Origin of the sequence: Mesorhizobium sp. M8A.F.Ca.ET.165.01.1.1 (genome assembly GCF_004792065.1) — a bacterium.
Taxonomy (GTDB): domain Bacteria; phylum Pseudomonadota; class Alphaproteobacteria; order Rhizobiales; family Rhizobiaceae; genus Mesorhizobium.
The window spans coordinates 56,009-82,950 of record NZ_SRTH01000019.1; the positions used below are offsets into that span (position 1 = coordinate 56,009).

A 26,942-nucleotide genomic window follows, 5' to 3' on the forward strand; every position below is an offset into this window, starting at 1 on the left:
CCGTCAGATCGTCTCGGCCTTCGTGAACTTGATTTCGCTGATCGATCGGCTTCCGCCTTCGCCGCGCACCATCTGCACGACGACCGGCATCACCTCGCGCAAATAGTCGAGGATCTCGCTGCGAGAGAGCCCGACATTTCCTTGCATGACCATGAGGGCCAGGCGCTCATAGGCCGAACGGGCCGAATTGGCGTGAACGGTTGTCAGCGAACCCGGATGACCGGTGTTGATGGCTTGCAGGAAGGAAAATGTCTCGGCACCGCGTAACTCGCCGAGCAGCAACCGGTCGGGCCGCATGCGCAATGACGCCTCGAGCAGCTGTTGCGGCGTAACCCTGGCAAGGCCCTGGTCACCTTTCGAGGCAAGCAGCGTCACGGTGTTGCCAGTCGCCGGCTTGAGTTCGCGCGTATCCTCGATGGTTATGATGCGCTCATGAGAGGGGATGATTTTCAACAACGCATTGAGGAAGGTTGTCTTGCCGGTCGACGTGCCGCCGGAGACAATGAGGGGAATCCGATTACGAACCGCGTATTGCAGAAATTCCAACGGCGAGGTGTCATGCAGCATCTCGGCGAGCTGCTTTTCTTCGGCCGAGAGCACCAGGCCGCTGCCCATCTCGGTCTGTTCGAAGGCGCCCATCTTGGCGTAGTCGCCAAGGGTCATGTCCATGATGACCTGCTTGCGGATGGAGATCGCGCCGCCATCGGGTGCGGCCGGCGGCAGCACGCATTGAAACCGCTCGCCTGAGGGGAGAGCGGCCGACAAGACCGGGGTGACTTCGTTGACGACCTGGTTGGTGGCCGAAGCGACGCCAACCGAGACCGAGCGGATCCAGTTTCTGGTGAGCTCGCGTTTGACGACGTACTCCATCTCCTTTGCACCCAGGCGCTCAATGAAAACTTCGCCGGGTCGGTTGATGGCGATTTCGGAAACCGATTCTTCCTCCATATAGGGCCAGATCGGTTCCAGTTCGGCGCGCAGCACCGGTGCGCGCGCCCAGGGGTTCGGAACAAGCTGCACATTCATCGGGCCGGAGTCCCGTAGCCTGGATAATAGGGATCAGCCTCAGCCTTCGGCGTCATGAAGAGCAGCGTCGGATCGAGCGCTCTTGCCGGCTTTCCGCCGCGCTTCAGTCGCGCCAGTTCCTCTTCTACCGGATCCGCATAGAGCTCGGAGAAATCCAGATCCCGGCGCACGAAGACGATGATCGGCGTGCCCTGGTCAACGTAGATGGTCGGCGGGATGTTTTGTGTGTCGCGGAATGCCTCTTGCGCCAGCTGCTGCAGCGCCGTCGAGGATTTGTCGAAGGCGATGCCGCGCGCGTCGCGTTGCGAACCGGAGCCGCCATAGGTGGTGGTGACCGTCTGTCCCGTAACGGGGTCAACAGTTGTCACCTGCCGTTGCTGGCTGTCGCCGCCATTGTTGGCAAGCGAGGACAGGTACTCCGAAACGCCGCCAACGACCGAAAGCATGATCGCATTGCCGTAGCGTTCGAGCCAATGCGTATCGACGCGGCCGCCGAGACCGCCCCGTCCGAGACGGTCGGCGCCAGGCGAGGCAATGTCGACCGACACGCCGTCGGAACGTATGACGCGGTTCCAGACGATGAACACACGCTTTTGTCCGCGCGCGATCCCCGAACGATACTCGCCGGTGAGCCGAGACCCTTTTGGAATCAGAATGCGGCGGCCATCGAGCGAATAGACGTTCTCGCGCGCCACCGCGCGAACCATGCCGGGCAGATCGGTGTTGATGGCGGTTTCCAGAAATCCGCGGATCATCGTGCCTTCGGGGATCAGCGCATCGGTGCGACGGAAAACCCGCGCCTTCGCCATCGCGTTCGAATGGGTTTCCGATTGCGCGAGAAAGGCTTTGTTCGGATCGTTCTCGGCGCCCGGCACTGGAACAAGCTGACCATCGGCGGCGATTTGCGCCTGGGCCGGCTGATCGTGCCCGGCGGTTGCTTGCTCGCTGGTAATCATCTGGTTCGACCGCAGGCGCTCCCACATTGCTTTTTGCCGCTCAGCCTCCTCGGCCTTTCGGCGGGCCTCCTCGTCGGCGGCTTGCTTGCGGCGGGCCTCTTCTTCTTCGGCTTTGCGGCGCGCCTGCTCGGCCGCCAATTGGGCTTCGATCGCGCGCCGCTGCGCGTCGAGATCGGCGCCCTGCTCAACCGTCTGATCGACATTGTCGGCCTGTTGCTTGTTGGCTTCGCCTTCCACGGGCGGCGGCACGACGATCTGGTCGATTGTCTTGTCAGCCGCTTGTGGCGTCTCGGCCAGCGCCGGCGGGCGAAATTCAGGCGGGTTGAAATTGTCGTTGGCATCCGAGGCCGCATCGCGAGAATGCGGCTCGCGGGGCCAATTGATCCAGATGAGCGCGATGGCCACGATCAGCCCCGCGGCGACCATGGCGACTTTTGTGCCCACGCCGGCATAGCGCCTGGCGACGGTCGGCCCGCCATCCAGCTCGTTATAGTCGATGTTGCTCATTTATCGTCCCCTCGCGGTCGGGGAAGTGAAGGGGTCGGGCCTCGCGAGCTTCTTCGGCCCGTAGACGGCGGAGACGGGATCCGCCTTGGACGGCCGGGCTCGATTGTAGAGGCAGAGCGTTTTGCCGTCGGCTCTCAGCGTAAATTGCCGGCCGATCTTGTCAACGATCGTGTATTTTCCCTGGGTGCGCTGATTGACCAGCGATTCCTGACCTTTTTCGTCCACCAGGAAGATGGCCGGAATGTCGCCGGTGAACTCCAGGAACATCTTGGTGCCGTCGTCGAAAGCAACGCGCGGCTTCAGGCCATCGTCGCCGGCATAGACGTAATTGTAGTTGAGATCGGCATAGTTGAGGTTCTTGAGGTCAGGATCGGCAGCACTTTGCTGGGCCTGGGAAAGCAGGCGCGCATTTTGATCCTCATCCGCATATTTGAACCGGACCTGGAAGGACGCACGATCGCGATCGCTGTCGGTGGCTTTGAGCAACAGCGAATAGACGCGCCGGTCGGTGATGACGTTGACGTTCGTCCAGGCGTCCCGTTCGAGCGGCTTGATGAAAAGAAACCGCGAGCCGCGTTTCGGCACGATCGACCAGCCTTTGGTGTCGCCGGCCGAAACGGTTTCGATGACTTCCGACGGGCTGAGCTCAATCATCGTGGAGACGCCGAGCGCGGCGTTGACCGTGGTCACATTGTCGTTGTCGAAGGGCACGTATCGGATACGATAATCCCGGGCGGCAGCTGAGCTGGCCGAGCCAAGCAAAATCAGCAGGGAGAGAGCAGCCCTAAGATGGATCTTCATTGCGCGCTCCCTGCCGTCGGCGCGGACTCCTGATCGCGACGGTATTCGATCACCTGGAAGCCAAGCGGATTGTCGAAACGCCATTCGTTTTTGATCGGCGTCGTCGTGTAACGGAATTTCACCACGGCCACCCAATTGTCGGTCGCGGAGGAATTCTCGCGACGCGTCGTGGTCGAAAACCGCACCGACGCGGTCGTGTTGTTGAGCAGGGAAACCGACTTGACGTCGACGGAAATGGTGACGTTGCGCCCGTAGACCTTGTCGAGCGACTGCGCGTTGGACGGCGTGTAAGCCCAAGTCAAATCGCTGGACGCCGTTCCCGTCGAATAAAGCTGCGCCAGATCGTAGTTCTGCTTGATCTCGCGCGCGTCATAGGTTTCGCGGGCGCGGATATAGCGGACGAGATTGGCGGCCGTGACCGCCTCATTCTGCGACAGATCGCCGGGTTTCAGCGCGCGCGCAACTTCGAGATATCCGGTCGTCTTGTCGACCTCGATGACATAGGGCTCAAATTGCTTGAGCGGAAGGATGAGCACGAGCGTCAGCAATGACAGGCCCGCAACCACACTGGCGACGCCGCTGACAAGCCACGCCAACGTGCGCGAACGTCTGAGAGACCGGTGTGTGTCGTCCTCCCATGTTGCGCCGGCCTTATAGTAGCGCTGGTCAACGAGTTTGCCGGTCTCGGCGGGGATGCTTGCCTGCATTTTTGTCACTTTACTTTAGCCTCACGTCCAAGCTCCCACTGCGGCCCTCGAGCAGCACTTCTCAGGCGCATGTTTGCGCCTCTAGGCCAACGGCCTCGCGTTATCGCGCGCTGCTTGCTGAATGGATGATCGCGCCGCCTCGCTGGTGCGGGATAATCTCAGCCGCTGCCACCGGTTGGCGACAAACCGCGTGCCACGCGCGACATTGCCGGGCACATTGCCATAGGAGCGGTATGCGCCGACTGTGCTCAAATACCCGCCGCCGTTCAGGATCGACGCGATCGCCGGGATCTGCATCAGCACATAGATGCCGATGATCGTGACCAGGACGAGCGGCAGGACCATCGACATCTTGTTGTCGACGCTGGCGCCTCCCGAGGTGGCAGTGTTCAAGGCCAGATTGACCAGCGAAAAATAAAAGCCCAGGAAGCCGTAGATGAGGATTTGCTGGATGATCAGATAGGTGGTGAGCGAAATGAATCCCTCGCTCATCCGCGTCGACCACCGGTAGAGCCAAAGCACAATCCAGACCGGCGCCAGCGCCAAAGTGATGAACAGCATGATCTTGGCCGCGATAATTGCCGCAATGGCAAGCGCCGAAAAGATGATGGCGGCCAGAAGCACGATGGTGGAAAGCAGCGCGCCGAATATGTCGTAGAAAGTGCCGCTGTAGACCTGATTGGCAACGTCCTGGGCACCGCGGTAGAGATTGTCGATCAGTGCCGGAATCGCATCTTGATCCGAGAGCTGGTTGCCGGTGGCGCGCGAGACGGCCCCGACGATGATCTTGCCGATTCCGCTCGGCACCGCCTGCACCAGCTTGTAGATCGTCTCGGAGAATGTGCCCCAGCCAGTCAGCAGCAGATAGATGACGACCACGCGACCGAGCCGGTATGCCGACTCGATCGGAGAGATCGCCTCGCGGCCGCTGAGGATCGAGTATCCCCACCAGATGATATAGACGGTGAGCATGAGCGCGTAGACATTCCCCAGCGCATAGCCGAGCTGCATGTAGACGCTGGAGACAAAGCCTCGCCCGACGTCGTCGATGCCTCCCAGAATGCTTGTCGCCAGCCCGTTCATCCATCCTCAACACGATCGAAGGGCGGGGCGTTGACCGGCTTCAAGGGTCCGCAGCTCGTATCGCCGGCATAGGCTAGCGGCGCGCACGGGGCCTTGAGCTCGCGACCCGGCCCGGCGCAGCCGCCCAGCATAATACTCGCCGCCGTTGCGGCGACGACACCGGCCCGCCGCCACCAAGCTGGCACCCGTTTCGCTCGGCACCTCACGATCAGTTCCCGCTGGTGCCGAAGTTCTGGAACGGATTGACTTGCGCCGGCGTCATCAGCTTTTGCACCTGGCTTTGCCGCAACAGCCGGGTCTTCATTTCCTCGTTGAGCGCGGCGACGGCTCCGTTCTGCACGCCGATGAGCTCGTTGACCGCACGCGCGTTCTCGAGCTGCATGCGCGTGTTTTGATCGACCGATCCCTTGACGTCCTCGGACTGTCCGATCTGGCCGCTGGCCGACTGCAACGACTGCTCGCGTTGCGCGACGCCTTGCGAGGCCTGCGAGGTGAGGGCGCTCAACAGCGACGCGACGTTGACGCTACCGCTATAGGCTGTGTTGACGGCACTGCTGCCGTTGCCGCTGATTTGCTGGAGCTGTTTGACCAGCTGCAGGCCGTTGATGACCGCGCCGGCGATCTTCTGGATTTGCGGCGACAGCCCGCCGAAGGAGAGGGCGCCGCCATTGAGGATCGAGCCGAAGCTCGGGGCTTGCGCAATCGACATGTTGCCGCCGAGGCCCATTTGGCCGATACCGAGAGAGCCGTTGCGGCTGCCCGTCAACGCTTGCAGGATCTGATTGCTCTTCTCGAGGATGTCCTTGTTGGAGCCCATGATCGAATTGGTGTTGTCAGCGTTCTGGCGGGCAATGTCCAAATTCGCATTGTCGATGACGGCGATCTGCGCATGAGCGACGCTGGACAGAAGTGTTACACATGCCGCGAAAGAGAGTTTTCTCACATCAGCCTCCTATTCCTGGATTGCTTCGATCGCGCGAGCCGCGCCGCTTGGATCGGCGTTGATTGGCACGGACTGCGCTTTTCCCGAACCGCTCTCGGCGTTCCGGCTCGCACAGGGTAGCCATTGGCTTCGATCGATCCGCAGGCGTTCAAGCTCGGCCGGGTCGCATGAAAAGGGATTTGGCCCGCCATCCGGCGGCGGGGCAATGATCCGCGCGGTCTGCGAGGCTCCGACGTTGTTCAACGAAAGAAACTGGCCGAGCAGGGCGGTGAAGTCCGATGCCTGACCGATATATTGGCCGGTCACGCCGGCATTGAGACTTCGAGCGGACGAGTTGAGCTCCCAGGCGTCCTTGTATTCGCCAACCTGTCCGACCCCGCCGGCGAGCGCGGCGATCTGCGAGGAATTGGCAGTCATCCGTGCGGAGCTGGTGTCGAGGTTGGCCGCGGCTTTGGAGACGGAATCGAGGGCGCCGCTTTGGGCAGACCCGCCCGGTCCGCTTGATGTCACGATGCTGATCGCTGGCGGGGACGCCACCGGCGCCTCTCCGCTGGAGACGTAATTGTCAAAATAGCCGTGCCATCGGCCGACGCCCGAGGCCCACCCAGCCTGTTCGGCGGCGTTCGAGCCGTTATAGAAACTCGCCAGGCAACTGTAGTTGCTGGCGCCGCATTGTGCGACGCCTTTGCCGAGATATTTGACCCCGCCCTCGATGTTTTGCTCGTTGATGTCGCGATCGAAGCCGAGCTGCCTGCCCGTTCCCTTCGTCAGTTGCATCACGCCCTTGACGCCGGTGTGCGAGCCGGCACAGCTGTCCAAGCGCGATTCCTGGTAGGCGACCGACAGCGCTAGGCCCTCCGGAACGCCATATTTTTGCGCATAGTAGCTGATGAGCCTTGCGTTTTCCGCGTCGCGGCTCAGCGCCTCGCCTGGGGGGCGGCTGAACATTTGCGACCTGTATTTGTTCGTATAGGTGCAAACGAGGCTCTTTTTCTTCCCCTGCTCGTCCGATTTGGAATCGTGCGATTTTGCGCTGTGCTGCTCGTCTTGCGCACGCTTATCCAGATTGGAATTGTCGATGACCGCGATTTGCGCCAGCGCCGGGGCAACCGCCATCTGCCCCGGCATAATCGCGGCCGCGACAATCGCGCTGCTAAGCCGCTTCTTCATGCTCGCTTTCCCATCCACAAAGGTAGGGCAGCCACGCTTCCGGCTCTTGCCCGTAAGTCTCGCGCAGCCGTTCGCATTCCTTGATGCTGGTTTCGTTGGTCGACAGCACCTTGATGAGGTCGGGCATGGCCGAGAGGTCGAGCTTGGCCACGACGGAATCGCTGTCGTGCTTGACCAGGAATGTGCGCGTCTCCTTGGCGGTACGGCGCACGAACTCGAACTCCTTCGCCGTCAGCGAGAAGCGCGCCATGTAAGAATCCTTGCTCGCCTTCGGATTGGGGAAAAAAATGTTGGTTTTCGTCTGCTCGATCAGCGAGGACGAGATCGACGAGTTGACCACATCCTCGGCCGTCTGGGTGCCAAAGCCGACGACGCCGTTGCGGCGGCGGATCGTTTTCAAAGTCTCGTTGATGAAGGCGGCGAACACCTCGTCATCAAGCAGCTTCCAGCCTTCGTCGAGGAACATCAGAAGCGGAGTGCCGTCCATGATCTCTTCGAGCCGATGGAAGATGTAGAGCAGGGCGGCCGAGCGCAATTTTTTGTCGGCCAGGATCTTGGTCATGTCGAACCCGACCACCGGCTTCGAGAAATCGACGAGATCGACAGGGTTGTTGAAGAGCCAGCCCTTGTCGCCAGGGTTCAGCCACGGTTCAATTCGCGCCGCGAGGTCGTTCATTCCGGGCGTCAGCGAGCCGCGCAGCACCTCCGGCAGCAACCCGAACGCGCGCTGTTGGCGCGGGATCTTGTAGACCTTGTCGACGGCCGTGTTGATCACGCGCATTTCAGCCACGTCGAGCGATCCGTCGTCGGGGGTCAGGATATAGCGCAATAGCCCTTCGAGAAACGTGCGGTTTTCCGCCGTGTCCTCGAGCTGGAGCGGCGCAAAGCCGGTGGCCTGCATCGGCTCCATGACCTCGTAGCGGCCGCCGAGCGCGCGGATGAAGAGCTCGGCGCCGCGCATATAGTCGAAGTAGACGCATCGGGGTCGCGGCGAAATCCGCATCGCCTGGGCCATCAGGAACGACAGCACGACCGTCTTGCCCGAACCGGTCGGGCCGAAAACGGTGAAATGGCCAACGTCGTGAACGTGAAAGTTGAAATAATAGGCGGTCTGGCTGGTCGTCTCGAGGAGCGCGATCGGCCGCTTCCAGTGCAGTCCCTCACGCTGGCCCGAGGGAAAATTGTGACCCGAGAACAGCCCAGCAAAGTTCAGCGACGAGATCAGGGCGCGGCGCGCGATGTAGCTGAAATTGCCGGGCAGCTGTGCCCAAAACGCTAGTTCGGTGTTGAGCGTTTCCCGCACCGGCACGATCGACATGCGCGACAGTTCGGCCGTGATGTCGGACAGGGAGCGGTTTAGCGCTTGGACGTCGGCAGCGAGCGCCATCACCGTCATGTGGTGCTGCCCGAAAATGACCTCGCCACCGGCAAGCTTGTCAGCGCCGGCGTGCACGGAATCCTCGACCGTGGTTCCGGCCTCATCCGAACCGCTGACCTGGTTCGAGATCGTGTTGATGCGGCGCATGGCCGTCACGCGATCTTCAATCGCGAACGACTGCGTGAGGATGAATTCATGCGGTAACCGCAACAGGCCATCAAGCGACCCGGGTGCGGTGAAGGGCGGGTATTCCTTGATCGACACCATGGCGCCGATCTTGCTTGTCTGCGCTCCCGTGATCTCCAGCGCGGATTTGCCGAAGAAGATTTGCCGGGTCGCACAGGCGCTCGCCAAGCTCATGCGCGGCAGCGGCATTTCGACATCCGCGCCGCCGGCAAGGATCTTGGCGATGAATTCGGCAGGTTCGGAAAACAGGCTGCCGCGCCGCGTCATCACGCCCAAAAGCCGCGCGCCATAGGCCGAAAAGTCCTTGGTGACGCCATTGAGGACATCGTGCAGTTCGGCCATGGCCTCTTCACGTGTCTCTTCGCCGGCGGTGCTGATGCGGAACGCGTTGAGCGCCTTGTCGACCCAGCCGACGCGCCCGACCATCGGGCGGCGGATGAGCGTCAAAAAGGCCTCGTTGACGAACAGGTTCTTCGAGCCCAGCTCATCCATGTAGCGGGCATCGAGCTCCGCCACGAAAGGGTTGTCGAAATCCCCTTCGATTTCTGGCGTCACGTGACGCCGGATGATGGTCGCATAGGCGGCAAAACGGGACGTGGAGAGGTTGCGGAATGTCGTGTTGCGATTGAACAGGCGGTTGTTGAGCTCTGCCTGATCCATTGTCTGGAAGGGCAGGCCGCCAAGCTGAATGACCCCGACGAGAAAGCCGCTTTTGGTGACGACCAGATTGTCGTCGACATGGCGCAAATAGGGGACATGTGCCTCCACAGGCTTTTCCCGTTTGCGCGCTTTGGCGAATTTCAGGTCGGCGGTTACGGTCACGGCGAATAGCTCCTCGCGCCCCAAAAGCCTGAGTTGGCGACCGCGCCCCGCTTCGACAGCCGGCGCTCGACTATGTGAAAAATGTACGGGTCGCGCTGGCACAGATAAGCGCTGATCAAATGCGTAGCGCTGAATAGGCCGAGGCCAAGCGTGAAGCTGCTGGTCGCAATGAATCCGATGACCGCAGCCATGCCGTTAAGCGCGAACACCTCGTAGCGCACACCCCATTTCATCGGCGGGCGCGTCAGAGGCAGGCTTACCGGTTCGACATAGACCTCTTCGTCGTCCATTGCTCACGCGCCTCCAGCGGTCGACCGGATGGAATCGACCAGAGCTGCGGCGCCAAAGACCAGAGCGATGCCGATGATGATCGAAAGCGCCATCATCCACACCAGCCTGCCGGTCATGGCGAGGAAGCCGAGAAAGCAAACCGCTATGATCCCGAAAGATCGGGCAATGCTGCCCTGCAGCACACCGACGAACCATTCCAGCACGCCCTCGACCGGGGCAGCTGACTGCGCGTATGCGCTCGCCGGCGCCAGCGCAATGCCGATCGCCGCGGCGGCCGTGAACTGCAGGGCGAACTTGCCCGCCTTTTTATAGTCCATCCTCATTTCACTCCTTTTTCAGTTGCCAAAATCCATGACGTGACCATCTTGCCAGGCGACGCCATCGACAGCGCCGGTCGCGGCTGCGTGACGCTCGTCAACAGGGTTGGGGAGGGGAGCCTTGATCAGCTTGCCGAGCTTCCAGCGATTGAGCACCTTGACCACGTATTTCGTGGTCTCGTCGTTCACCGGGATGCCTTTGGCCTTGTAGACGTTCTGCTCGCCTGCATTGTAGGCTGCCAACATCAAAAGCGGATCATGAAACTCATCATAAAGCGCTTTCAGATAGCGGACGCCGGCACGGATATTGGCTTTCGCGTCACATCTGTCAGCAACACCGAGACGGGACGCTGTCGCGGGCATGAGCTGCATGATGCCGAGAGCGCCCGCGCGAGACGGCCCTTGATTACCGCCCATGTCGCTTTCCGCCCAGGCAACCGCCTCGGTCAGGTCGGGATCGAAGCCTTCGTCCTCGGCGATCTGGCGCACCAAGGCCGCGGCTGCCGCTCGATCCGCCGGCGCACACCCGCCGCCGATCGGCAAACCGTTCTCAGCGGCCGAATGGGTCGAAACCGCTGGGCGGGCCGGCAGAGCAAATGCCACCGCGATGCGTGTTGAACTCGTGTTGTCCGCATGTGCGCCGAATGGCGCCATGACGGCTGAGAGAGAAAGCGCAAGCGCGATCCGGTTTTTCATTGCGCCACCAAGGTTGACACTTTACTATGGGTACATGGTGCCAAAGTAAAGTGTCAATACGAGAAGCAGGATCGAGGCCAATTTTCCGATGAAGCAGTTCTTCTTCCTCGCGGCATTGTTGTTCCACAGCACCGTCGTAGGCGCCGCCGATCTGGGCACCAACGAGCCGCATCCGTTCGAGCAGCCCTCGACCGCGTATCTGCAGAAGTTCGCAAAGCCTGGCGAAAAGACCTTCGTCTACGAGCGCTACGACGCACGCGGAGGCCTTTTTCAACGCGAGGTGATAACGCTGGCAAAGCCGGTGGACATCAGGTCCGCCACTGAACGCGTCATCAACGGCGTCATCTACAGGCTGCGTGGGCTCGCGGCCTGCCCGAAACCCAATATCACCTACAAGGCTGAGAAATGGGATTGCACGAAGGCCGTGCGGGACTATGACGAGGCTGTCTATAACACCCGCGCCTCCGTCGTGTTGTGCAAGACGCTGGTCCTGAAAAGCCAATCCGGGGTGCCGGACGCGGTTTCGTGTTTTGCACTCGTCGGAGCTGGCAATGCCAACGATCCCTATTCGGTCTCCTATGACGACGATTCCATGGTTTTCTTCGAGATGGCTGCGATCGGCCGCAACAAGGACGGCAAGTCCCTGCGGCCGGATCTCGAACATGCCTTAGATCTCGGCAAACAGTTCCAGACCGATGAAGCGAACTAGCCTCGCAGCGCTTATCTCACTCGCGACCGCCCACGCCGTGAGCGCCGCAGGCGTCGAGCCAAGAAGCGCGACAGCCGCGCCCTTCCTGGTGTCGAAAAGCGTCGAGCTGCTGACCGGAGATACGTGGCGCGACGATGGCAAGCTCTACCGGCTTTATGGCGTGCAATCATGCTTGCGGGGCACGATCGCCGCGGATGCCAATGGCAAAGAGCTCGATTGCGGCAACGTCTCGCTCGCGCACCTGGCCGCCTTGTTTTCGACGGCGGCCGTGACCTGCCAGCCGATCGCCTTGGCGCTCGACGAAGCCACGTTTGTGGTATGTGGCGCGAAACTCGACGGCGATACGGTCGACCTCGGCACCGCGCTCATCGGGGCCGGCTACGCCTTCGCCGCTACTGATGCGAAAGGCAAGGCGGTCAGCGCCACCTATCTGGTGGCTGAGCTCAACGCGAAGATGAAAGCTGATGGTCTCTGGGCGACGAAGTTTCAACATCCCATTGAACTTCTGCTGAGACGGGCAGGGGAGCGCAAGCAATGAACCACGAAGATGAATCCAGCCGTTATTACTACCCGGTCGAGGGCCGCACGCACGGTGCCATAGCCGGGGCGCTCGCATTCATCGCCATCATCGCGGTGCCGGCGTTGGCCTATGCCGCATGGCACGCGCTCATGTCGTGGATTTCCGCTCTCTTTTCTTAGATCGGCAACTCGGCGAAAGATCGCAGCAGTTCCTGCAGGTCTTCCGCATCCACGTCGCACCAACCGTTGTTCATGAGCCGCTTAAAATATGCGGCTTTGATTTTCAGCTCGCCAAGATTGGCCACCGGCGCCATCGCTGCCTGCCGTCGAATCACCGTCTCGTTCTTCATCGCAGCGTCAAGCCGCGAACCGATCAGCTCCGCCTCGACCTCTTCGGCGTGCATCAAACGTTTCCCGAGACACTCCAGCTCTGAAATGGCGCGGCGGTGCGCCGCGATCAGACCCACGACTCCTTCCGCCTTTTGCGCCTCTCCGTTGCTGCATGCCAGTTCAACAGCCATTGTCCTGCTCCGAGTAATTCGCGGCCCGCCCCTCGCCCGTTGCATCGAGTTGAGAAATACGTTGATCAGGAACGATGGCACGATAGGATACGAAACGAAGCGAAATCAGAGCCTGCAAGTCGTTGTTTAAGAATGAAAAGTTATTTCTCCCGCCACCGAGAGATGGGAGTGATTTCAAGGAAATATTCAGACGGTTAGCGGCTGCGGGTGCGGGTCGGCCGTTGGGCAAGGATGGATTTCCTGCAGGCCCATGGACGCCCGAGCTTCTTGCAGAGGCGATTTCACAAATTGATTCCAACCGGATCGGGGTCGATCTGCGAACAGTGCAGCTTTGGTTTCAAGACAACGACAAGGGTATTAGCGCTGCCAACATTCGTTGGCTGGCGAGGGTTTTTGGCTGCGGTGATCCGGTGGCCACCAGCGAATGGCAGATGGAGCTCAGTGCTGCGCAATCGCGGTTATCGGCCAAGAGACGAGAATCAAAGAGCGCCGGAAGCAACGTTGCACGGGAGATTCCAGATACAGCACTGGCTGCGACCTTTGATGACGACACAGCGTCTCCGGCAGAGCTAAAACGGGATACTGACGCCAAGGGGCCAAGGCGGCGTTTTAGTTTGGCGAGGAAATCGGAGGCGTTTTTTACTCACGGATCTCCTCTGAATTTGCCGGCGTCGGTGTTTGCAGGTGTCACCGCTCTTGGGTATTTGTCATATACTCTGGGGATTCACAGCGTGAGGTATTTCCGGGCGGATGGCGTCGTCAAGCAGGTGGGGTTTCTTTGGACAGCGAATTGGACATTCGTCTTCATGGTATTTTTGCCACTGTTTTTTGCCTTCGTGACCGAGCTAGTGACCTTTTGGAAAGATGAAGGCCGCCCAAAGGTTGTGGGGAATGGCAATAAGATGGAAAGCGACGATGCCTGGGCGCGCAGCGTAGAAGCTTCTTCGTATTCATATTGGGCGGTTTTTTTGATTTGTGTGCTGTTCGCCGGTCTTTTTCAGTGGATCGGCGTGTCATTGATCCCGTTGATGAAAGGTGGTGGCGACTATGCGACGGATTGGGGCTCGTTAGCGATTGTGCGCCCCGAGGTCATATCGGTTCCAGAAGCGGTCGTATTCACCGGGCTCGCTTACCTATACATGTGCCTTTGCTTTTATCTGTTCTTCGTAGGTCTCATTTTGCTCTATACGGTTGTCCATGATCTTTGCAGAATTGGAGAAGCAGCGAGTAATCGACCGGAAGTGGATTATCAACACGAGCTCAACGAAGCCAGCCTCAGAGTGATGTGCGGAACTTTTCGCTGTACTGTTTTGGGGGTTCTGATCGGCATAGTCATGAAGGTTCAGAGTGCTTACCTGACATCGCGTGGAGAAAATGTCGTGGCTTGGTTGGTCGGCGATATGTCTTCAGCCTTCCATGGCGGCAACGACGTGAGCGATGGCATCGCCTATAGGATGCCGACGCATTACAGCAGCTTTCTTATCGTTATTTCGACCTGTGTGGTTTTTGTGTATGGGACCGTCCGTTTGGGCGTCGGAAGTCGGTTTCCGGTTCCTTTGTGGAAAATGTCGGCGATCGTGGCGTTACTCGTTACTGGCTACTTGCTAATCGATGCATTCGCTGGCTTTTCGATCCTTCTGGGCGTTGGAGGGCTGCTCGCGATATACGGCCTCATTAATCCCGGATTTGGGCGATGGCCAGCGAGCGAGTTAGGAAAAAATCACAGTGTATCATAGCTGGCTTGATCGTTGGGATGAGCGGCGTGCGCGACGCGGTGAGGAAGGGAAGAAGACAACGGATTTCATCCTTGACGCGGACCGTGCCTTTCCAGGCGCGGGGAAGATTGCAAGCATCGAAGAGTTTTGTGTCCTTGCCGACCAGGCCGTGGCCGATCCAGCCTTTTTCGATGAGCCGAGTGAGAGCGATGAGCGTTTTGAATGGAAAGACGGGTGGCTAAAATTTCCATCGGACATCGCGACTGATATTGCGCCGAACAATGTTGTGTGGGCGAAAGTCACAGAAAGCGGTTCGTTCGACCGGGCGTTGGTGATCTTTCACCATTGGAATGCAAGCGCGCGGAACCCTCAGATCGCCAACTTTCTCTCGCGGCGTGGTATCACGGTTGTCGAGATTGCCATGCCGTATCACTTCGAGCGCAGCCGTCCCGGCTCCCTCCACGCCGACCATATGCTTAGCCCCAATCTCGGCCGAACGGTCCAGTCAATGAGGCAGGGGGTATTGGACGGGCGAAAGCTCATACGTTGGTTGAATAGCGAAGGCTACAGAGAGATTTCGGTTCTTGGTATGAGCTTAGGGTCCTGGGTCGCGGGGTTGATTGCTGCGCGCGATGCCGCCGTGTCAAAAGCCTCGTTGTATCTGACGGCGGGGAGTCTGGCGGACATGGTCTGGACGGGCCGCGCGACACGATCGATACGCGATAGCCTTGAGGCCGAGATTGAGCTGACCGATCTCAGAAGGGCCTGGGCTCCACTTAAACTGGAGAATTACGCACATAGTCTGGCACGGCCTGATCTCGATCTTCACGTTGTGTTGGCCAAGAGAGACAAAGTGGTGTTGCCGGAGCTCTCGGCGAGGTTCATGCAGAGGCTCAAGGACGCTGGAGCTAGGCCGACTGTTTTGGCATTGAACTGTGGTCACTATTCGCTCGCCATGCCGCCTTACATTTTGCTGGCGGGTTTGAGCTTGAATCGGTTTCTGTCGCGTGCGGACAACTCTGCCCTGGGTTGGCGGCGGAAGCGGTAGTTTCCTCGTGCGGCGCGCACTGCCTTGGCGATCGCCTTGCATATGGCGTCGAGGTCGCAGTTTTCGGGATGAAATTTGCGGCCGGCTCACCGGCGCCTGGCCTTGTGCTCTTCGTGACTGCTGTCGCGCCATGCTTCGAGGAACTCGGCATAGCCGTGCGGGCCGCCGACGTCCTCTGGCGGCCCTGACCGGCCAGCTGGATTGCAGCGCGGATAATTGACGCCTGCGTCGCGCGGAAGGCGTTCCAGACGGATCAGATGGCGCCAGTTGTCGCCGAAGTCGTACTCATAGAGGATCGTGATGGGCTGTTCGTCGGGATCGCAGGAACAAACGAATTCGACCATCCGTAACTCGGTTGCCTCGAAGTTCGATTGGCGGTGAAGCCGTCGTCGTCGAACTCCGGCGCGCCATAGATGATGCCGCCGAAGTTGAACTGGTGCAAATGGCTATCGGTCCAAGCAAAGGAGGCCTGGAGCACCTCGTGGAGTTGGGCAAGGTTGAGCGCCATCGGCAGCTCGAGGGTTCGGCTAATCCTGGGGGGTCGAGCATGTGGCAAGCATGCCGCGCGTGAATGGGCGTGGGCATGGGGGCGGCAATTACGGCGCGCGACGAAGTGGCGACGGGTGCCACGACATTTCGCGGGTAGGTACGCTGCTGCGAAAACAACCCCGATTGTTGATCGGCCAGCCGTCCCAGCTTATTCATAGGCGCGCAACGCCTCCTTCTACGCCAGCCGAGAGAACATGAGCAGGTACAAAGACCATCGCAAGCCGCGTCGGCATCGAGATGACGGCGAGCCGTTTTCTTTTCCGGAGAAGCCTATCGTACCCAACTTCTTTCAGCGGCCACCGTCCGCGGTCGCGGCACCTGTCGACACCCAGGTGAAGTGGTTCAACGCAAGCAAGGGGTTTGGGTTCGTCAAAGCCTCAGACGGCACAGGGGCCTATTTGCCCTTGCGCGTGTTGGAGGCGATTGGAAGCCACGGTGTCGCCGAAGGAGCGCATCTGAAGGTCACGTTGGAGGAAACGAAAAAGGGACATCAGGTAGCGCAAGTCCTGGAGATCGGAGAGGACATTCCGAAAAGTTCTGCAAATGCGCCTGCCGGTGGCACAGCCATCGTTCGGCCGCAAACGCAGTTCGCAACCAGAGGCACTGTGAAGAGGTACAATGCCGAAAAGGGCTTCGGTTTCATTGCGCCTGAAGGCGGAGGTAAAGACGTCTTCGTTCATGCCTCGGCGCTATCTCGCTCTGGGCGCTGGCCGAGGGACAGAAGGTGCGGTTTGAGCAGGGACCGGGCAAGAAAGGCCTGGAAGTTCAGACTATTCGTATTGGCTGAAAGCTACCCCGCCGTACCCAACATTGATCCGCAGCCGGCCGGCGGCCGGCGCATGCTGTCGGGGGTACATGAAAGCGTCGGTCGCCGGCTCCAGGCGAAGGCTCCGCAAGGGCGGACGGCAGGTTAGGCGCGAGGCAGCGCCTACGCTCACAATGCCTATTCACAGTTAAGGAGCCGTTACTGTCGTACCGTCATCAGCGCTATCCGTCGGCACCTTTCGCCCGCAGTCGTGAGCGACGATGTTCGGAGCCTTGATCGCAACGTCACCAGCGTGCCATGGCCGCCTCGCCTCAGGGCAAGGCCTGTTCTCTCTCCAGAGTTTTTTGCAGAACCTTTCAGGACATGTAAAAGTTGCGACAATGTCTGACCTGCGACATTGCAGAGTTGGCGCCATCCTATTGGCTAAACGGTTTCTTCTTTGGCACGCCCTATGCAACGTGAGGTATAACCGTCCCAGAACTAAGGAAAGCATTCGGAGCGTATGACCCTTTCCGCTGAACACTGGACTTTCATCCCGTGACGGTTAGCACCTCGGCTGTTTCCTTTCTTGATCGGCATGCAGTAACACCCACAGAGGGTTGCGGCGCCAGTGGGTTTGGGAGGGACAGGCGGCGACTCCGTCGATGTTTTCTCATAGAGGTAGGCGTGCTGATGCAGGATCGTACTGGACGTCGAGAGGCACCGAGTCAGCTAGAAAAGTTCAAGGCAAGGTTCCGCCGTGCTCGATTGGGTCCGGCCAGAGAAGTCGCAGGGGCGAGGACAGAAATTGTCCAGACCGTACATACGATTTGCCCAGGAGCGTGAGATGACCCGGTCCTCCTCAACCTTTGAAACAGGCAATCGGAATGAGCACCGCTCTGGAGCCAGATCAGTCCCGTCCAGCATCGTTATTGGCAAGGGGAAGCTCGCGGTCAGTTGCGCTCAGCGGGCAATGGAGATGGGCCATCACATTCGCGCGGTGCTGTGTGCAGATGCGATATTCGCCAACTGGGCGGCTCGCGCCGACGTGCCATGCATTGCAGGTGTAGAAGAGCTCTCGACCTTCCTGAAGACCGTGCCGGTGGATTGGCTTTTTTCCGTTGTCAATCCGTTCATCTTGCCGCCCGATGTGCTAGGGCTGATCAGTCAAGGTGCTTTCAACTACCATGACGGCCCTTTGCCGCGATATGCCGGAACTCACGCGACGTCTTGGGCTCTGCTGGCGCAAGAGACCGAGCATGCCATCACGTGGCATCGTGTCGCTGACGGTGTTGGTACGGGTGACGTGGCGGTTCAGCGCCAAGTGTTGGTGACGCCCGCTGATACGGCGCTGACCCTGAACCTCAAATGTTATGAAGCCGCTGTCGAGGGCTTCCGAGAGCTTCTAATTGGCTTAGCGGGGGGCAAGCTCAGTACCCGTCCGCAGGCACTGGAAGACAGAAGCTACTTTCCCAGACATATGCGTCCCGATGCGGCAGGTATTCTGCGTTGGGATCGATCCGCGCAAGCTCTGTCGGCGATGACGCGGGCTTTGGATTTTGGGCTTTACCATCCCAATCCATTGTGTCTGTGCAAGGCCCTCGTAGGGGAAGAGGTTGTTGCCGTCAGGCGCTTGGAGGTGCTGCCTCGCCGCTCGGGCTTTGCGGCAGGTCGCCTGCTTGAAATACATCCGAGCCATTGGCGTGTGGCGACGGGTACACAGGATGTGGACGTCTGGTTTGGCAGCTTGGACGGTCAGGCTCTCGAGGGGCGGGCACTCGCCAGCCGCTGCAATTTGGATGAAGGCGAGGCCCTTCCTGTCTTGAGCGACGATCAGGTGCGGCGCCTAACTGCTATCCATGAGGAGGTAGCGTCTTCAGAGGACTTTTGGCGGCAGCGGCTTGAGCAGTTCAAAATAGTGGAGCCGCCTTTCCTGTCGTCCGACAAAGCCGAAACGCCGGCGAGATGGCAGTCGAGTTCGTGGCTAAGTCCAGGGACCTTGGCCGAGCTGTCGGCCATTGATCGGGTCGAATACTTGGTAACGACTTGGCTGATCTATCTGGCCCGCATCACAGGCCAGGCAGAGCTTCAGCTGGGATGGACGCCGGCGCCGAAAGCGTCGCGAGCCGGCATGCAAGCAGTGGAGTCCGTTATCGCTTCTGCCGTGCCGATGGAAGTCACCATTGACCTTGCCGATGACTTCAAAGAAATACGCAAAGCGGTGGCGGCCGAATGTGTTCAACTGAGGGAGCGCGACAGCTTTGCGCGCGATCTTATCGGGCGCTTCCCGTCATTAAAGGGGATGGAAGCGCTACGATCGCGTCGGCCCTGGCCAGTTGGAATGGCGATTGCGGCAGAAAACAGTGCTGCCGTTGTTCACTCAGCGTCGAAGGTGTGTTGCGAGGCAGCCCTGCCGGGCGCGTTGCTGACGTTTGAGGTTCGCATTCTGGATGGGAGCTTTCGCTGGCACTTTGATGCCAGTCGATTGGCGCCGGAGCAGGTCGAGCGCATGACACAGCATTTGCAAGCTTTGTTGTGCGGTGTGCTGGCTGATGCTGGGCAGCCGGTTGGCCGCATCGAGCTTTTGTCGGCCGCCGAGCGCGGCCATCTGCTGGAGGAGCTGAACCGGACGGTGGCGCCTTATCCGTGGGAGCGGTGCATCCACGAGCTGTTCGAGGCGCAGGTACGCGAGGCGCCGGATAGAATGGCGGTGGTGCATAAGACTGAGGAACTGAGCTATGGCCAGCTCAACGCGCGGGCCAATCGCCTGGCGCATCACCTGATCGGGCTCGGTGTGAAGCCGGACCAGCCGGTGGCGATCTGCCTGGAGCGCAGCCCGGCCATGGTGGTGGGTGTCTTGGCGATCCTGAAGGCGGGCGGCGCCTATGTGCCGCTCGATCTGGCCTATCCGAGCACACGGCTCAACCAGGTGCTCGAGGATGCCGCACCCCGGCTGCTCCTTTGCGATGCAGCGGGACGCGCAGCCCTCGGCGACGATGCTCCTGGTCAAGTGAGCGTGGTCGACCTCGACACAGCCACGCCGGCCTGGGCCGGGCTGCCGGCGTCGGATCCCGACCCGCGCGCGCTGGGGCTCACCTCGCGCCATCTCGCGTACATTATATACACATCGGGCTCGACCGGAACGCCAAAGGGTGTCATGGTCGAGCATCGGGGATTGGTCAATCTTATAGCATGGCATGTGCAAACGTTCTGTCCGCAACCCGAAACGTGCTGCGCACTGACGGCCGCATCAGCATTCGATGCCAGCGCCTGGGAGCTATGGTCTGCGTTATGCAATCGTAGCACATTGCTGCTCCCGCCCAGAGCATCAGCAGGAGATTCCCAACGTCTGTTGCAATGGTGGCGTGAGCAATCACTTTTCGCCGCCTTCTTAGTTACGCCGCTGGCTACAACAGCGCTGGAAGCCAATCTGGTAAATCCCACTTTGGAGTACCTGCTGATCGGCGGTGATCGTCTCCAGCATGTGCCTTCCCTGCTACCGTCGCCTCTCAAGCTAGTAAACAACTATGGCCCCACTGAAACTACCGTCGTGGCAACCTCGGGACGGATCTTCAGTGACGACGCTGTGCCACATATCGGCCGCCCGATCGCGAACACGCGTGTGTATCTTGTGGACAGTCATGGTGCGCCGGTGCCGTTCGGGGCGGTGGGTGAGCTTTACATCGGCGGGGCAGGAGTTGCGCGCGGCTACCTGAACCGGCCCGAGCTGACGGCGGAGCGGTTCATCGCCAGCCCCTTTGTGGAAGGCGACCGGCTGTACCGGACCGGCGACCTGGCGCGCTATCTGCCGGACGGCAATCTGGAGTTCCTGGGCCGCAACGACGACCAGGTGAAGATCCGCGGCTTCCGCATCGAGCCGGGCGAGATCACGGCGCGCCTTGTCGAGCACGAGCTGGTGCGCGATGCGGTCGTGGTGGCGCGTGAGGACCGAGCGGGCCAGATGCGGCTCGTCGCCTATGTGGTGTGCGCGCCGCACGGCGGCGCGAAGGACGCGGCCGGAGCCGAGGGCCAAGGAGGGCTTGCCGGCGCCTTGCACGCGCATCTTGGCGCGCGGCTGCCCGACTACATGGTGCCGTCGGCCTTCGTGCGGCTGGCGGCGCTGCCGCTGACGCCGAACGGCAAGCTCGACCGCAAGGCGCTGCCGGCCCCCGACGACGACACCTATGCGCGGGCAGCCTACGAGGCGCCTCAAGACGAGATCGAGACCGCGCTGGCGCAGATCTGGGCGGAACTGCTTGGTGTCGAGCGCATCGGCCGCCACGACCACTTCTTCGAACTCGGCGGCCATTCGCTGCTGGCGGTGCAACTGCTAAGTCGAACCTCAAACCTTGGACTGAAGTTGAGCGCCAGCGATCTTTTCCGGACGCCCATTCTAAAGGACCTTGCATCGAAGGTTAAGTTGGAACCGCAGCCAAGTAGTCCGCGAGCGATTTCCATTCGTGAGACTGGATCGCAACCGCCGCTCTTCTTTGTTCCGACAGGCTCGGGAGACTGTTCCTACGCCGTCAAATTGGGGAGCGAAATGGACATAGACTGTCCCGTCTATGCTCTGCCATGGCCGGATTTCAATGAGCTTTGTCCACCCACTCTTGAAGAAATGGCCGCGCGAGCACTTCTGAGGATCAAGGACATTCAGCCGTCCGGACCGTATCGCTTTGCTGGATACTCGTCAGGCGGCATTTTGGCCTACGCAATTGCGCAACATCTCTTGAGGCTGGGCGAAGCTATATCATTCATGGCGTTCATCGATGTTGAGCTACCTGAAAATGGCCCCACCATATCACCAACCAAAATCATCAACGAACTCGTTCTGGTAGGGCTCGAATCGTTGGATGACGAACGCTTCGCAGAGCTTGAGCGATTCGCTGAACAAAGCTCAACCGTCCAGCTCCTGGAAAAGGCGCAGGAAATTGGAGCGATTCCTAGTGGTCGTGATTTACACGCTGACATTTCTAGGTATGAAAAGGCCGCAACGTTCCAAAGGATGCTAAACGTATATGAAGCTCCATCCCTGCCGGTCGAGATACACCAGTTCTACGCTAACGGGCCTTGCCGCCGTCGGGCGAAACCTCCAGAACAATCAATAGGTTCAGACAGAGGTTTCCTGGGTTGGCAACGTATTTTGAGTGTACAGGCTATTCGTGCCTTGCCAATTCCAGGCGACCACGAGACTATGATGAGCGCCTCGGAAAACCGCCAAGTTCTGGCTCAACGGCTATCAACGGCCTTAAGAGTCCCTTTTGAAAATCGCGGATGAGCGTTTCGGCGAATGAGATCGCCGCCCATTGCGACAAGGATCATGGCGTGAGAGACGTCGACGCGCTGCTCGTAGTCGCGTACGACGCGGCGCCATCTTGTCATCCAGAGGTCCGCTCGACGAAACCCAGCGGCGGGCAAGACTTCGAAGCCCTTCTGGTCGTCGGATCGACGGATGATCTCCACCACGAAGTCGAAATAGGTGGCTTTGTCCATGAGTTTCAGCCGGTCATAGGCGCCGTCCGCGAACAGACGCTTGACCCAAGGCCAGCGCTTGCGGATCCCATCCAGGATCGCCTGAGCGCTGGCACTGTCGGAGATGTCGGCGGTAGTGAGGTTGACCATCAACAGCCGTCCATCCGTATCGTGTCGTTTGCGGGCGACAATCTTGTTGCCGGCGTTGTAACCCCTTGTTTCAGCTTGCGGGGCCTTGACCGACTGGCTGTCGATCACGCCAGCCGTGGGACTGGCCTCGCGCCCAGCTCGCTCGCGATCCAGCATCGGCGCCACGTCGTGGATGGTCTGAAACAGAAAGCGCCGCGCCAATTCGCGGAACCTCCCGTAGACCGTCTGCCAGGGGCCGAAATGGATCGGCAGCATCCGCCAACCGCAACCGGAGCGGACCAGGTAGCGCACCGCGTTGACCACCTCCCGGAAATCAACCTCGCGCGGACGCCCGCGACGCTCAGGCTTGGGCATCAGCGGTGCGAACTGCTCCCACTCCTCGTCCGTCAAATCAGACGGGCAGCCCTTGGTCTTCTTGCCAATCTGGGCCATCCACCCACGGCTCGCGGCTTGGGCGTCAAGCATCTATCGCGCGGATACGGCGCGGCCGGGTGCACGGTTTTGTGGACGACGCACTTTGCTGAGACAGCAGTGCAACCCGGCTTCGGCCAATGTCTAGGGGCCGATGAGGTGGAAGCGCGCGAAAATCCATCGGGGCTCGCGGCGAAGACGTTGTCCAGCCGCATTAGGAAGCCGGATATACGTCAGCAGTTGTGACCAATGATCCTGATCCAGCCGACCTGTTGCAATCGGGCGGGGTCCATATACGTCCACACATGAATCATTCAGCCTCAGACCGAACCCATAGCAGGCCGATTTTCAAAACGGTCTCTAAGGGTCTGCTCCAAAAAGAAGTGAGTGATTTCAGCGGGTTGTGATTCAGTCGGATTGCTGAGATTCGACGGAGATCACGATGCCCTGGACCGAAACCACTCGCCCTCACTATGCACGGTGCTGCCGGCGCTACGCAAGCGACCTGACGGACGCGGAGTGGGCGCTGATCGAGCCGCTGTTGCCGGCACCGAACCGCATCGGCCGGCCGCGCGAGACGGACCTGCGCGAGGTTGTGAACGCGCTGCTTTACATGGCTTCGTCGGGCGGAGCTTGGCGGCTTCTGCCGAAGGACTTCCCGCCGTTCTCGACGGTGCAGAAATACTTCTGGCGCTGGCGGGACGAAGGATTGCTGCGCGCCATCAACAAAGAACTCGTCATGGCGGCGCGCGAACGGGAAGGCCGGGCGGCAAGCCCGTCCGCCGGCGTCATCGACAGCCAGAGTGTGAAAACCACGGAAAGCGGCGGAGTTCGTGGCTTCGACGCCGGCAAGAAGGTCAAGGGCCGCAAGCGGCACATCGTCGTCGACACGCTGGGCCTGTTGGTCGGCGTCGTCGTTCACGCCGCCGACATCCAGGACCGTGACGGCGCGCCCGCCGTCCTGAAATCCATACTCGGGCGCTGCCGTGGCTACGCCATGTCTTCGCCGACGGCGGCTATGCAGGGCCGAAGCTGCGCGGCGCCCTGCAAAAGATCGGCAAGTTCACAATGGAGATTGTCAAGCGCTCGGATCGCGCCAAAGGCTTCGAGGTCCTGCCACGCCGGTGGGTGGTGGAGCGCACCTTCGCATGGCTGGGCCGATGCCGCAGGCTGGCCAAGGACTTCGAGCGATCCATCGAATCCGCCCAGGCCTGGGTTCTCGTCGCAAACATCCGCATGCTCACCCGACGGCTCGCAAGGGCATGAAAACACCGCCATCGTTCCGATTCAGACACTAAGGGCCTGGGTAATTAGGCTAACAAGCTGTGTGGCGAGCCCGACAAACCGGACAGAAAATGTCGGAAGGCTTTGATGAGAAATAGTCCTCTTTTACCGATCCGAGGCCTGGCCGAAAACGCTACAGAGGAAGACTGCTGCGTCATTCCGATCGATCACTTCGTGAATATGGACTTGGCGACCCGCCCAAGGATGCCATGGATAGAGAAGCTCGCGCTCCGGGCCGGTCCCGTGGGTGTTGCGTCGCTGAGTTGTACAACGAGGAGCGCCCACATGCGGCGATCGGGCACAAGGTCCCGATCTCGTTGCTCAATCCCGATGCGCATCAAGCCCGCCATCGTGAACAGGCCGGGAAACTCTACTCTCCGGTGGTCCAAAGAATGGGTTCGGAGCAAAACCGGTCGAGGCTCTAATCGCCGCTGGATGAATGTTCAGTGGCATGTATGGACGGCCTCCGCGTGGCAAGGTGATTTTGGCGCTTCTTACGGGTTGGTCGGGTGCAGGGATGTATACGGCCTTTGAAGTGCGGCGCGTTTCATGCCGCTGGCCCTGATGAAGTCCGCTGATCGGATCCCAGACAGGTCAACGCGCTTTTTCGAGCGGCACCCACTGAGCGGGTTTGTCCGATCCCGGCTCGACCGTCCGGGGACTGTCAGGAATTTCGTGTGCGGGCGGACGGTTAAACATTACGCCGCCGTTGCTCTTATGAAGCGCTCACCGAAGACTACGGCGAACTGGGCCTTTGCCATGGACCATTCACGTGGCGGCATTTTCCACTCTTTCTCGGATCGGTTCAAGATCAGATAGAGCAGTTTTGTGGCGGCATCGTCGCTCGGGAAATGGCCCCTGGCCCTGATTGCGCGCCTGAGCTTCGAGTTCAGCGCCTCGATGGCATTCGTGGTGTAGACGATCCTGCGCACCGCCTCCGGGAAGGCGAAGAACGGGATGACCTCGCCCCATGGCCGCCGCCAGCTCTGCCCGATAGCGGGGTAACGCTGGCCCCAGGAGCCGGCTTCGAACGCGGTCAGCGCCTGTTCGGCGGCGTCGGCGCTTGGCGCGCGGTAGATCTCCTTGAGCGCTGTCGCCAAGCCTTTGCGGTCCTTCCAGGACACGAAGTCCATGGAGTTGCGCAGCAGATGGACGATGCAGGTCTGAACGATCGCCTCGGGGAACACGGCGGTGATCGCTTCGGGGAAGCCCTTGAGGCCATCGACGACGGCAAGCAGGATATCTTCCGTGCCGCGGTTGCGAAGTTCGTTCATAACCCGCAGCCAGAACTTGGCGCCTTCATTCTGCTCGAGCCACAGGCCGAGTACCTCCTTGGCGCCATCGGCGCGCACGCCCAGCGCGATGTGGATGGCCTTGTTGCGGACCATCCCTTCATCACGGATCTTGACCCGGATCGCATCGAAGAAGACCAGCGGGTAAATCGGATCGAGCGGCCTTTGCTGCCAGGTGACGACTTCGTCGAGCACGGCGTCCGTCACCGTTGAGATCAGATCGGGCGATACATCGAACCGTACAGATCATGCAGGTGCCCGGTGATCTCCCGGGTGCTCATGCCGCGCGCGTACATCGATACGATCTTGTCGTCGAAGCCGGGAAAACGGCGCTGGTACTTGGCGATCAGCTGCGGATCGAAACTCGACTGGCGGTCACGCGGAACATCGATCTCCAGCTTGCCGGTCTCGGTCGTCACCGTCTTGCGGCCATAGCCGTTACGCGTGTTGCCAGCGTCTTCGCCGCCGGCAAGGTGATGGTCTATCTCCGCGTTAGCGCGCGCTCGGTCAGAGCCTTCTTGAGCGTATCCAGCAGCCCGCCCTGTTCGAAGGCTGCACTGGCCGCCCCTCCCGCCAGCAACTGGTCAAGAAGGTCATTTGGTATCGCAGGTTCTTTGCGTCGGGTCATAGTGGGAATCCTTTTTACCCATTATGCCCGCCCGCACACGGAATTCCTGACAGTCCCACCGTCCGTCATCACACCATTAGCACCTCACCAATCTCTGCATCCTCTACGGCCGCGTCACGCGGTGGCCGAAGCTTCAAAGCGTTTGCCGGTGATCATCAGAGCCCACACGATTCGCGCCATCTTGTTCGCGAGTGCAACGGCGACGACATTGTACGGCTTCTTCGTCAGAAGCTCGGCAGCCCAGCGGGTCGGCGCCGCTTTGCCCTTGCGACTGAACCTGAGGACGGCATGGGCGCCAACTACAAGCAGTCGACGGATATAGGGATCGCCCTGCTTACTGATCCGGCCGAGACGATCCTTGCCGCCTGACGAGTTCTGCCGCGGCACAAGACCGAGCCACGCAGCCAACTGTCTGCCGGATCTGAACAGCGACGCGTCTGTCACCGTCGCGGCGATCGCGCTGGCGGTGATCGGGCCAATTCCAGGTATTGTCTCTAGGCGCCAGCTAAGTTCATTCGAGCGGTGCCAGGCGTGGATCTGACGATCCAGGTCAATGACCTTCTCATGCGCCGCTCGTAGCTGCTCGACCAGGGGAAGGAGCGCGGCCTGCGCAAGCGGAGGAATGAGTTCGTCACCCTGGTCTTCGACGAGCGCGATTAGCGTGCCCACACCCGCAATGCCTTGGCGCGTCACGACACCGAACTCCGCCAGGTGGCCGCGCAGGCCGTTCACCAGCATCGTCCGCTGGCGGATCAACAGCTCACGGACCCGATGCAGCATCAGTACACTTTGCTGCTCCTCGCTCTTCACCGGAACGAAGCGCATCGTCGGTCGCGTCACCGCTTCGCAGATCGCCTCGGCATCGGTCGCATCATTCTTCTCTGGTTGCCGCCCTTGATGCAAGAAGCCTTCCAACCTGATGTGCCGGTGATCGAGTGCGTTCTTCTCTCAGGCTTTTCGTTGCGGCCTTTCAAGAAGCGCGGGCCGGTATGGTGATCTGCGGATCGGGTCCAAAT

General features: G+C 60.3%; 21 protein-coding genes and 3 pseudogenes. 8 read left to right on the forward strand and 16 right to left on the reverse strand.

Annotated elements, in window-relative coordinates:
* Positions 1–3 precede the first annotated feature (3 nt).
* From virB11 to EN808_RS31170, 11 genes are all read right to left on the reverse strand, one after another.
* On the reverse strand, positions 4–1,026 hold the full coding sequence (virB11, locus tag EN808_RS31120; RefSeq protein WP_135917852.1) for a P-type DNA transfer ATPase VirB11: 1,023 nt from the start codon (positions 1,024–1,026) through the stop codon (positions 4–6).
* Complete coding sequence (gene virB10, locus EN808_RS31125; RefSeq protein WP_135917853.1) at positions 1,023–2,489, reverse strand: type IV secretion system protein VirB10; 1,467 nt, start codon at positions 2,487–2,489, stop codon at positions 1,023–1,025. The genes virB11 and virB10 overlap by 4 nt, the downstream gene beginning before the upstream one ends.
* Entirely contained in the window at positions 2,490–3,290 is an 801-nt protein-coding gene (locus EN808_RS31130; protein ID WP_189524206.1) for a TrbG/VirB9 family P-type conjugative transfer protein, read from the reverse strand.
* A complete protein-coding gene (locus EN808_RS31135; RefSeq protein WP_135917854.1) occupies positions 3,287–3,997 on the reverse strand; it encodes a type IV secretion system protein in 711 nt (236 codons plus the stop codon). Before EN808_RS31135 ends, EN808_RS31130 begins: the two co-directional genes overlap by 4 nt.
* 81 nt (positions 3,998–4,078) lie before the next feature.
* A complete protein-coding gene (locus EN808_RS31140; RefSeq protein WP_135917855.1) occupies positions 4,079–5,080 on the reverse strand; it encodes a type IV secretion system protein in 1,002 nt (333 codons plus the stop codon).
* A gap of 208 nt (positions 5,081–5,288) precedes the next feature.
* Positions 5,289–6,023, reverse strand: coding sequence for a type IV secretion system protein (locus EN808_RS31145; RefSeq protein WP_135917856.1), 735 nt, complete (start codon positions 6,021–6,023; stop codon positions 5,289–5,291).
* Positions 6,024–6,032: 9 nt separating this feature from the next.
* Positions 6,033–7,193, reverse strand: coding sequence for a lytic transglycosylase domain-containing protein (locus EN808_RS31150; protein ID WP_135917857.1), 1,161 nt, complete (start codon positions 7,191–7,193; stop codon positions 6,033–6,035).
* Positions 7,177–9,579, reverse strand: a complete 2,403-nt coding sequence (locus EN808_RS31155; protein WP_135917858.1) for a VirB4 family type IV secretion system protein — start codon at positions 9,577–9,579, stop codon at positions 7,177–7,179. Before EN808_RS31155 ends, EN808_RS31150 begins: the two co-directional genes overlap by 17 nt.
* On the reverse strand, positions 9,576–9,869 hold the full coding sequence (locus EN808_RS31160; protein WP_065010537.1) for a VirB3 family type IV secretion system protein: 294 nt from the start codon (positions 9,867–9,869) through the stop codon (positions 9,576–9,578). Before EN808_RS31160 ends, EN808_RS31155 begins: the two co-directional genes overlap by 4 nt.
* Positions 9,870–9,872: 3 nt before the next feature.
* Positions 9,873–10,187 carry a TrbC/VirB2 family protein gene (locus EN808_RS31165; RefSeq protein WP_189524207.1) on the reverse strand — a complete coding sequence of 105 codons (315 nt, stop codon included), beginning with the start codon at positions 10,185–10,187 and terminating at the stop codon, positions 9,873–9,875.
* A gap of 18 nt (positions 10,188–10,205) precedes the next feature.
* On the reverse strand, positions 10,206–10,883 hold the full coding sequence (locus tag EN808_RS31170; protein WP_135917860.1) for a lytic transglycosylase domain-containing protein: 678 nt from the start codon (positions 10,881–10,883) through the stop codon (positions 10,206–10,208).
* An 88-nt stretch (positions 10,884–10,971) separates the two neighbouring features.
* Here EN808_RS31170 and EN808_RS31175 point away from each other — a divergent pair, with 88 nt between their 5' ends.
* The 3 genes from EN808_RS31175 to EN808_RS36550 are packed head-to-tail and all read left to right on the forward strand — an operon-like array spanning position 10,972 to position 12,291.
* A complete protein-coding gene (locus EN808_RS31175) occupies positions 10,972–11,592 on the forward strand; it encodes a hypothetical protein (RefSeq protein ID WP_135917861.1) in 621 nt (206 codons plus the stop codon).
* A 37-nt stretch (positions 11,593–11,629) separates the two neighbouring features.
* Positions 11,630–12,130 (forward strand): thermonuclease family protein, encoded by a 501-nt coding sequence (locus EN808_RS31180; RefSeq protein WP_135917862.1) that lies wholly within the window; start codon positions 11,630–11,632, stop codon positions 12,128–12,130.
* Positions 12,127–12,291, forward strand: a complete 165-nt coding sequence (locus tag EN808_RS36550; RefSeq protein ID WP_189524208.1) for a hypothetical protein — start codon at positions 12,127–12,129, stop codon at positions 12,289–12,291. The genes EN808_RS31180 and EN808_RS36550 overlap by 4 nt, the downstream gene beginning before the upstream one ends.
* Here the strand turns inward: EN808_RS36550 and EN808_RS31185 are convergent.
* Positions 12,288–12,632 (reverse strand): hypothetical protein, encoded by a 345-nt coding sequence (locus tag EN808_RS31185; protein WP_135917863.1) that lies wholly within the window; start codon positions 12,630–12,632, stop codon positions 12,288–12,290. The two genes, EN808_RS36550 and EN808_RS31185, sit on opposite strands and share 4 nt — an antisense overlap.
* 122 nt (positions 12,633–12,754) lie before the next feature.
* On the opposite strand from EN808_RS31185, the gene EN808_RS31190 reads away from it, so the two are divergent.
* Positions 12,755–14,368: a hypothetical protein gene (locus EN808_RS31190; protein ID WP_135917864.1), complete on the forward strand. Its 1,614-nt coding sequence runs from the start codon at positions 12,755–12,757 to the stop codon at positions 14,366–14,368.
* Positions 14,358–15,395, forward strand: a complete 1,038-nt coding sequence (locus EN808_RS31195; RefSeq protein ID WP_135917865.1) for a dienelactone hydrolase-related enzyme — start codon at positions 14,358–14,360, stop codon at positions 15,393–15,395. The genes EN808_RS31190 and EN808_RS31195 overlap by 11 nt, the downstream gene beginning before the upstream one ends.
* On the opposite strand, the pseudogene EN808_RS37850 reads toward EN808_RS31195, so the two are convergent.
* A pseudogene (locus EN808_RS37850) lies at positions 15,311–15,933 on the reverse strand (plasmid pRiA4b ORF-3 family protein); the annotation flags it as partial. The gene EN808_RS31195 and the pseudogene EN808_RS37850 overlap by 85 nt on opposite strands.
* Before the next feature lie 205 nt (positions 15,934–16,138).
* On the opposite strand from EN808_RS37850, the gene EN808_RS37715 reads away from it, so the two are divergent.
* On the forward strand, positions 16,139–16,858 hold the full coding sequence (locus EN808_RS37715; protein ID WP_135917866.1) for a cold shock protein: 720 nt from the start codon (positions 16,139–16,141) through the stop codon (positions 16,856–16,858).
* A gap of 678 nt (positions 16,859–17,536) precedes the next feature.
* Positions 17,537–21,967: an amino acid adenylation domain-containing protein gene (locus EN808_RS31210; protein ID WP_135917867.1), complete on the forward strand. Its 4,431-nt coding sequence runs from the start codon at positions 17,537–17,539 to the stop codon at positions 21,965–21,967.
* Here EN808_RS31210 and EN808_RS31215 read toward each other — a convergent pair.
* Entirely contained in the window at positions 21,919–22,776 is an 858-nt protein-coding gene (locus tag EN808_RS31215; RefSeq protein ID WP_189524209.1) for an IS5 family transposase, read from the reverse strand. The genes EN808_RS31210 and EN808_RS31215 overlap by 49 nt on opposite strands.
* A gap of 388 nt (positions 22,777–23,164) precedes the next feature.
* Here EN808_RS31215 and EN808_RS31220 point away from each other — a divergent pair.
* Positions 23,165–23,988 (forward strand): IS5 family transposase gene (locus EN808_RS31220; RefSeq protein WP_135917869.1). Its coding sequence is split into 2 segments (ribosomal slippage): positions 23,165–23,696 and positions 23,696–23,988, totalling 825 coding nucleotides; the frame shifts between segments, so codons are not numbered across the junction.
* 716 nt (positions 23,989–24,704) lie between these two features.
* Here the strand turns inward: EN808_RS31220 and EN808_RS31225 are convergent.
* Together EN808_RS31225 and EN808_RS31230 are read right to left on the reverse strand one after the other, a co-directional pair.
* Positions 24,705–25,926, reverse strand: a pseudogene (locus EN808_RS31225) (IS256 family transposase).
* A gap of 114 nt (positions 25,927–26,040) precedes the next feature.
* Positions 26,041–26,808: pseudogene (locus EN808_RS31230) on the reverse strand (IS110 family transposase); the annotation flags it as partial.
* Positions 26,809–26,942 lie beyond the last annotated feature (134 nt).

Excerpts from the sequence above, each read along its gene's own strand:
- EN808_RS31170 (WP_135917860.1), bottom strand. The coding sequence starts at position 10,883 with ATGAAAAACCGGATCGCGCTTGCGCTTTCTCTCTCAGCCGTCATGGCG.
- EN808_RS31175 (WP_135917861.1), top strand. The coding sequence starts at position 10,972 with ATGAAGCAGTTCTTCTTCCTCGCGGCATTGTTGTTCCACAGCACCGTC.
- EN808_RS31130 (WP_189524206.1), bottom strand. The coding sequence starts at position 3,290 with ATGAAGATCCATCTTAGGGCTGCTCTCTCCCTGCTGATTTTGCTTGGC.
- EN808_RS31165 (WP_189524207.1), bottom strand. The coding sequence starts at position 10,187 with ATGGACTATAAAAAGGCGGGCAAGTTCGCCCTGCAGTTCACGGCCGCC.
- EN808_RS36550 (WP_189524208.1), top strand. The coding sequence starts at position 12,127 with ATGAACCACGAAGATGAATCCAGCCGTTATTACTACCCGGTCGAGGGC.
- EN808_RS31140 (WP_135917855.1), bottom strand. The coding sequence starts at position 5,080 with ATGAACGGGCTGGCGACAAGCATTCTGGGAGGCATCGACGACGTCGGG.
- EN808_RS31215 (WP_189524209.1), bottom strand. The coding sequence starts at position 22,776 with ATGCTTGACGCCCAAGCCGCGAGCCGTGGGTGGATGGCCCAGATTGGC.
- EN808_RS37715 (WP_135917866.1), top strand. The coding sequence starts at position 16,139 with ATGAGCAGGTACAAAGACCATCGCAAGCCGCGTCGGCATCGAGATGAC.
- EN808_RS31185 (WP_135917863.1), bottom strand. The coding sequence starts at position 12,632 with ATGGCTGTTGAACTGGCATGCAGCAACGGAGAGGCGCAAAAGGCGGAA.
- EN808_RS31210 (WP_135917867.1), top strand. The coding sequence starts at position 17,537 with ATGACCCGGTCCTCCTCAACCTTTGAAACAGGCAATCGGAATGAGCAC.
- EN808_RS31160 (WP_065010537.1), bottom strand. The coding sequence starts at position 9,869 with ATGGACGACGAAGAGGTCTATGTCGAACCGGTAAGCCTGCCTCTGACG.
- virB11 (WP_135917852.1), bottom strand. The coding sequence starts at position 1,026 with ATGAATGTGCAGCTTGTTCCGAACCCCTGGGCGCGCGCACCGGTGCTG.
- EN808_RS31150 (WP_135917857.1), bottom strand. The coding sequence starts at position 7,193 with ATGAAGAAGCGGCTTAGCAGCGCGATTGTCGCGGCCGCGATTATGCCG.
- virB10 (WP_135917853.1), bottom strand. The coding sequence starts at position 2,489 with ATGAGCAACATCGACTATAACGAGCTGGATGGCGGGCCGACCGTCGCC.
- EN808_RS31135 (WP_135917854.1), bottom strand. The coding sequence starts at position 3,997 with ATGCAGGCAAGCATCCCCGCCGAGACCGGCAAACTCGTTGACCAGCGC.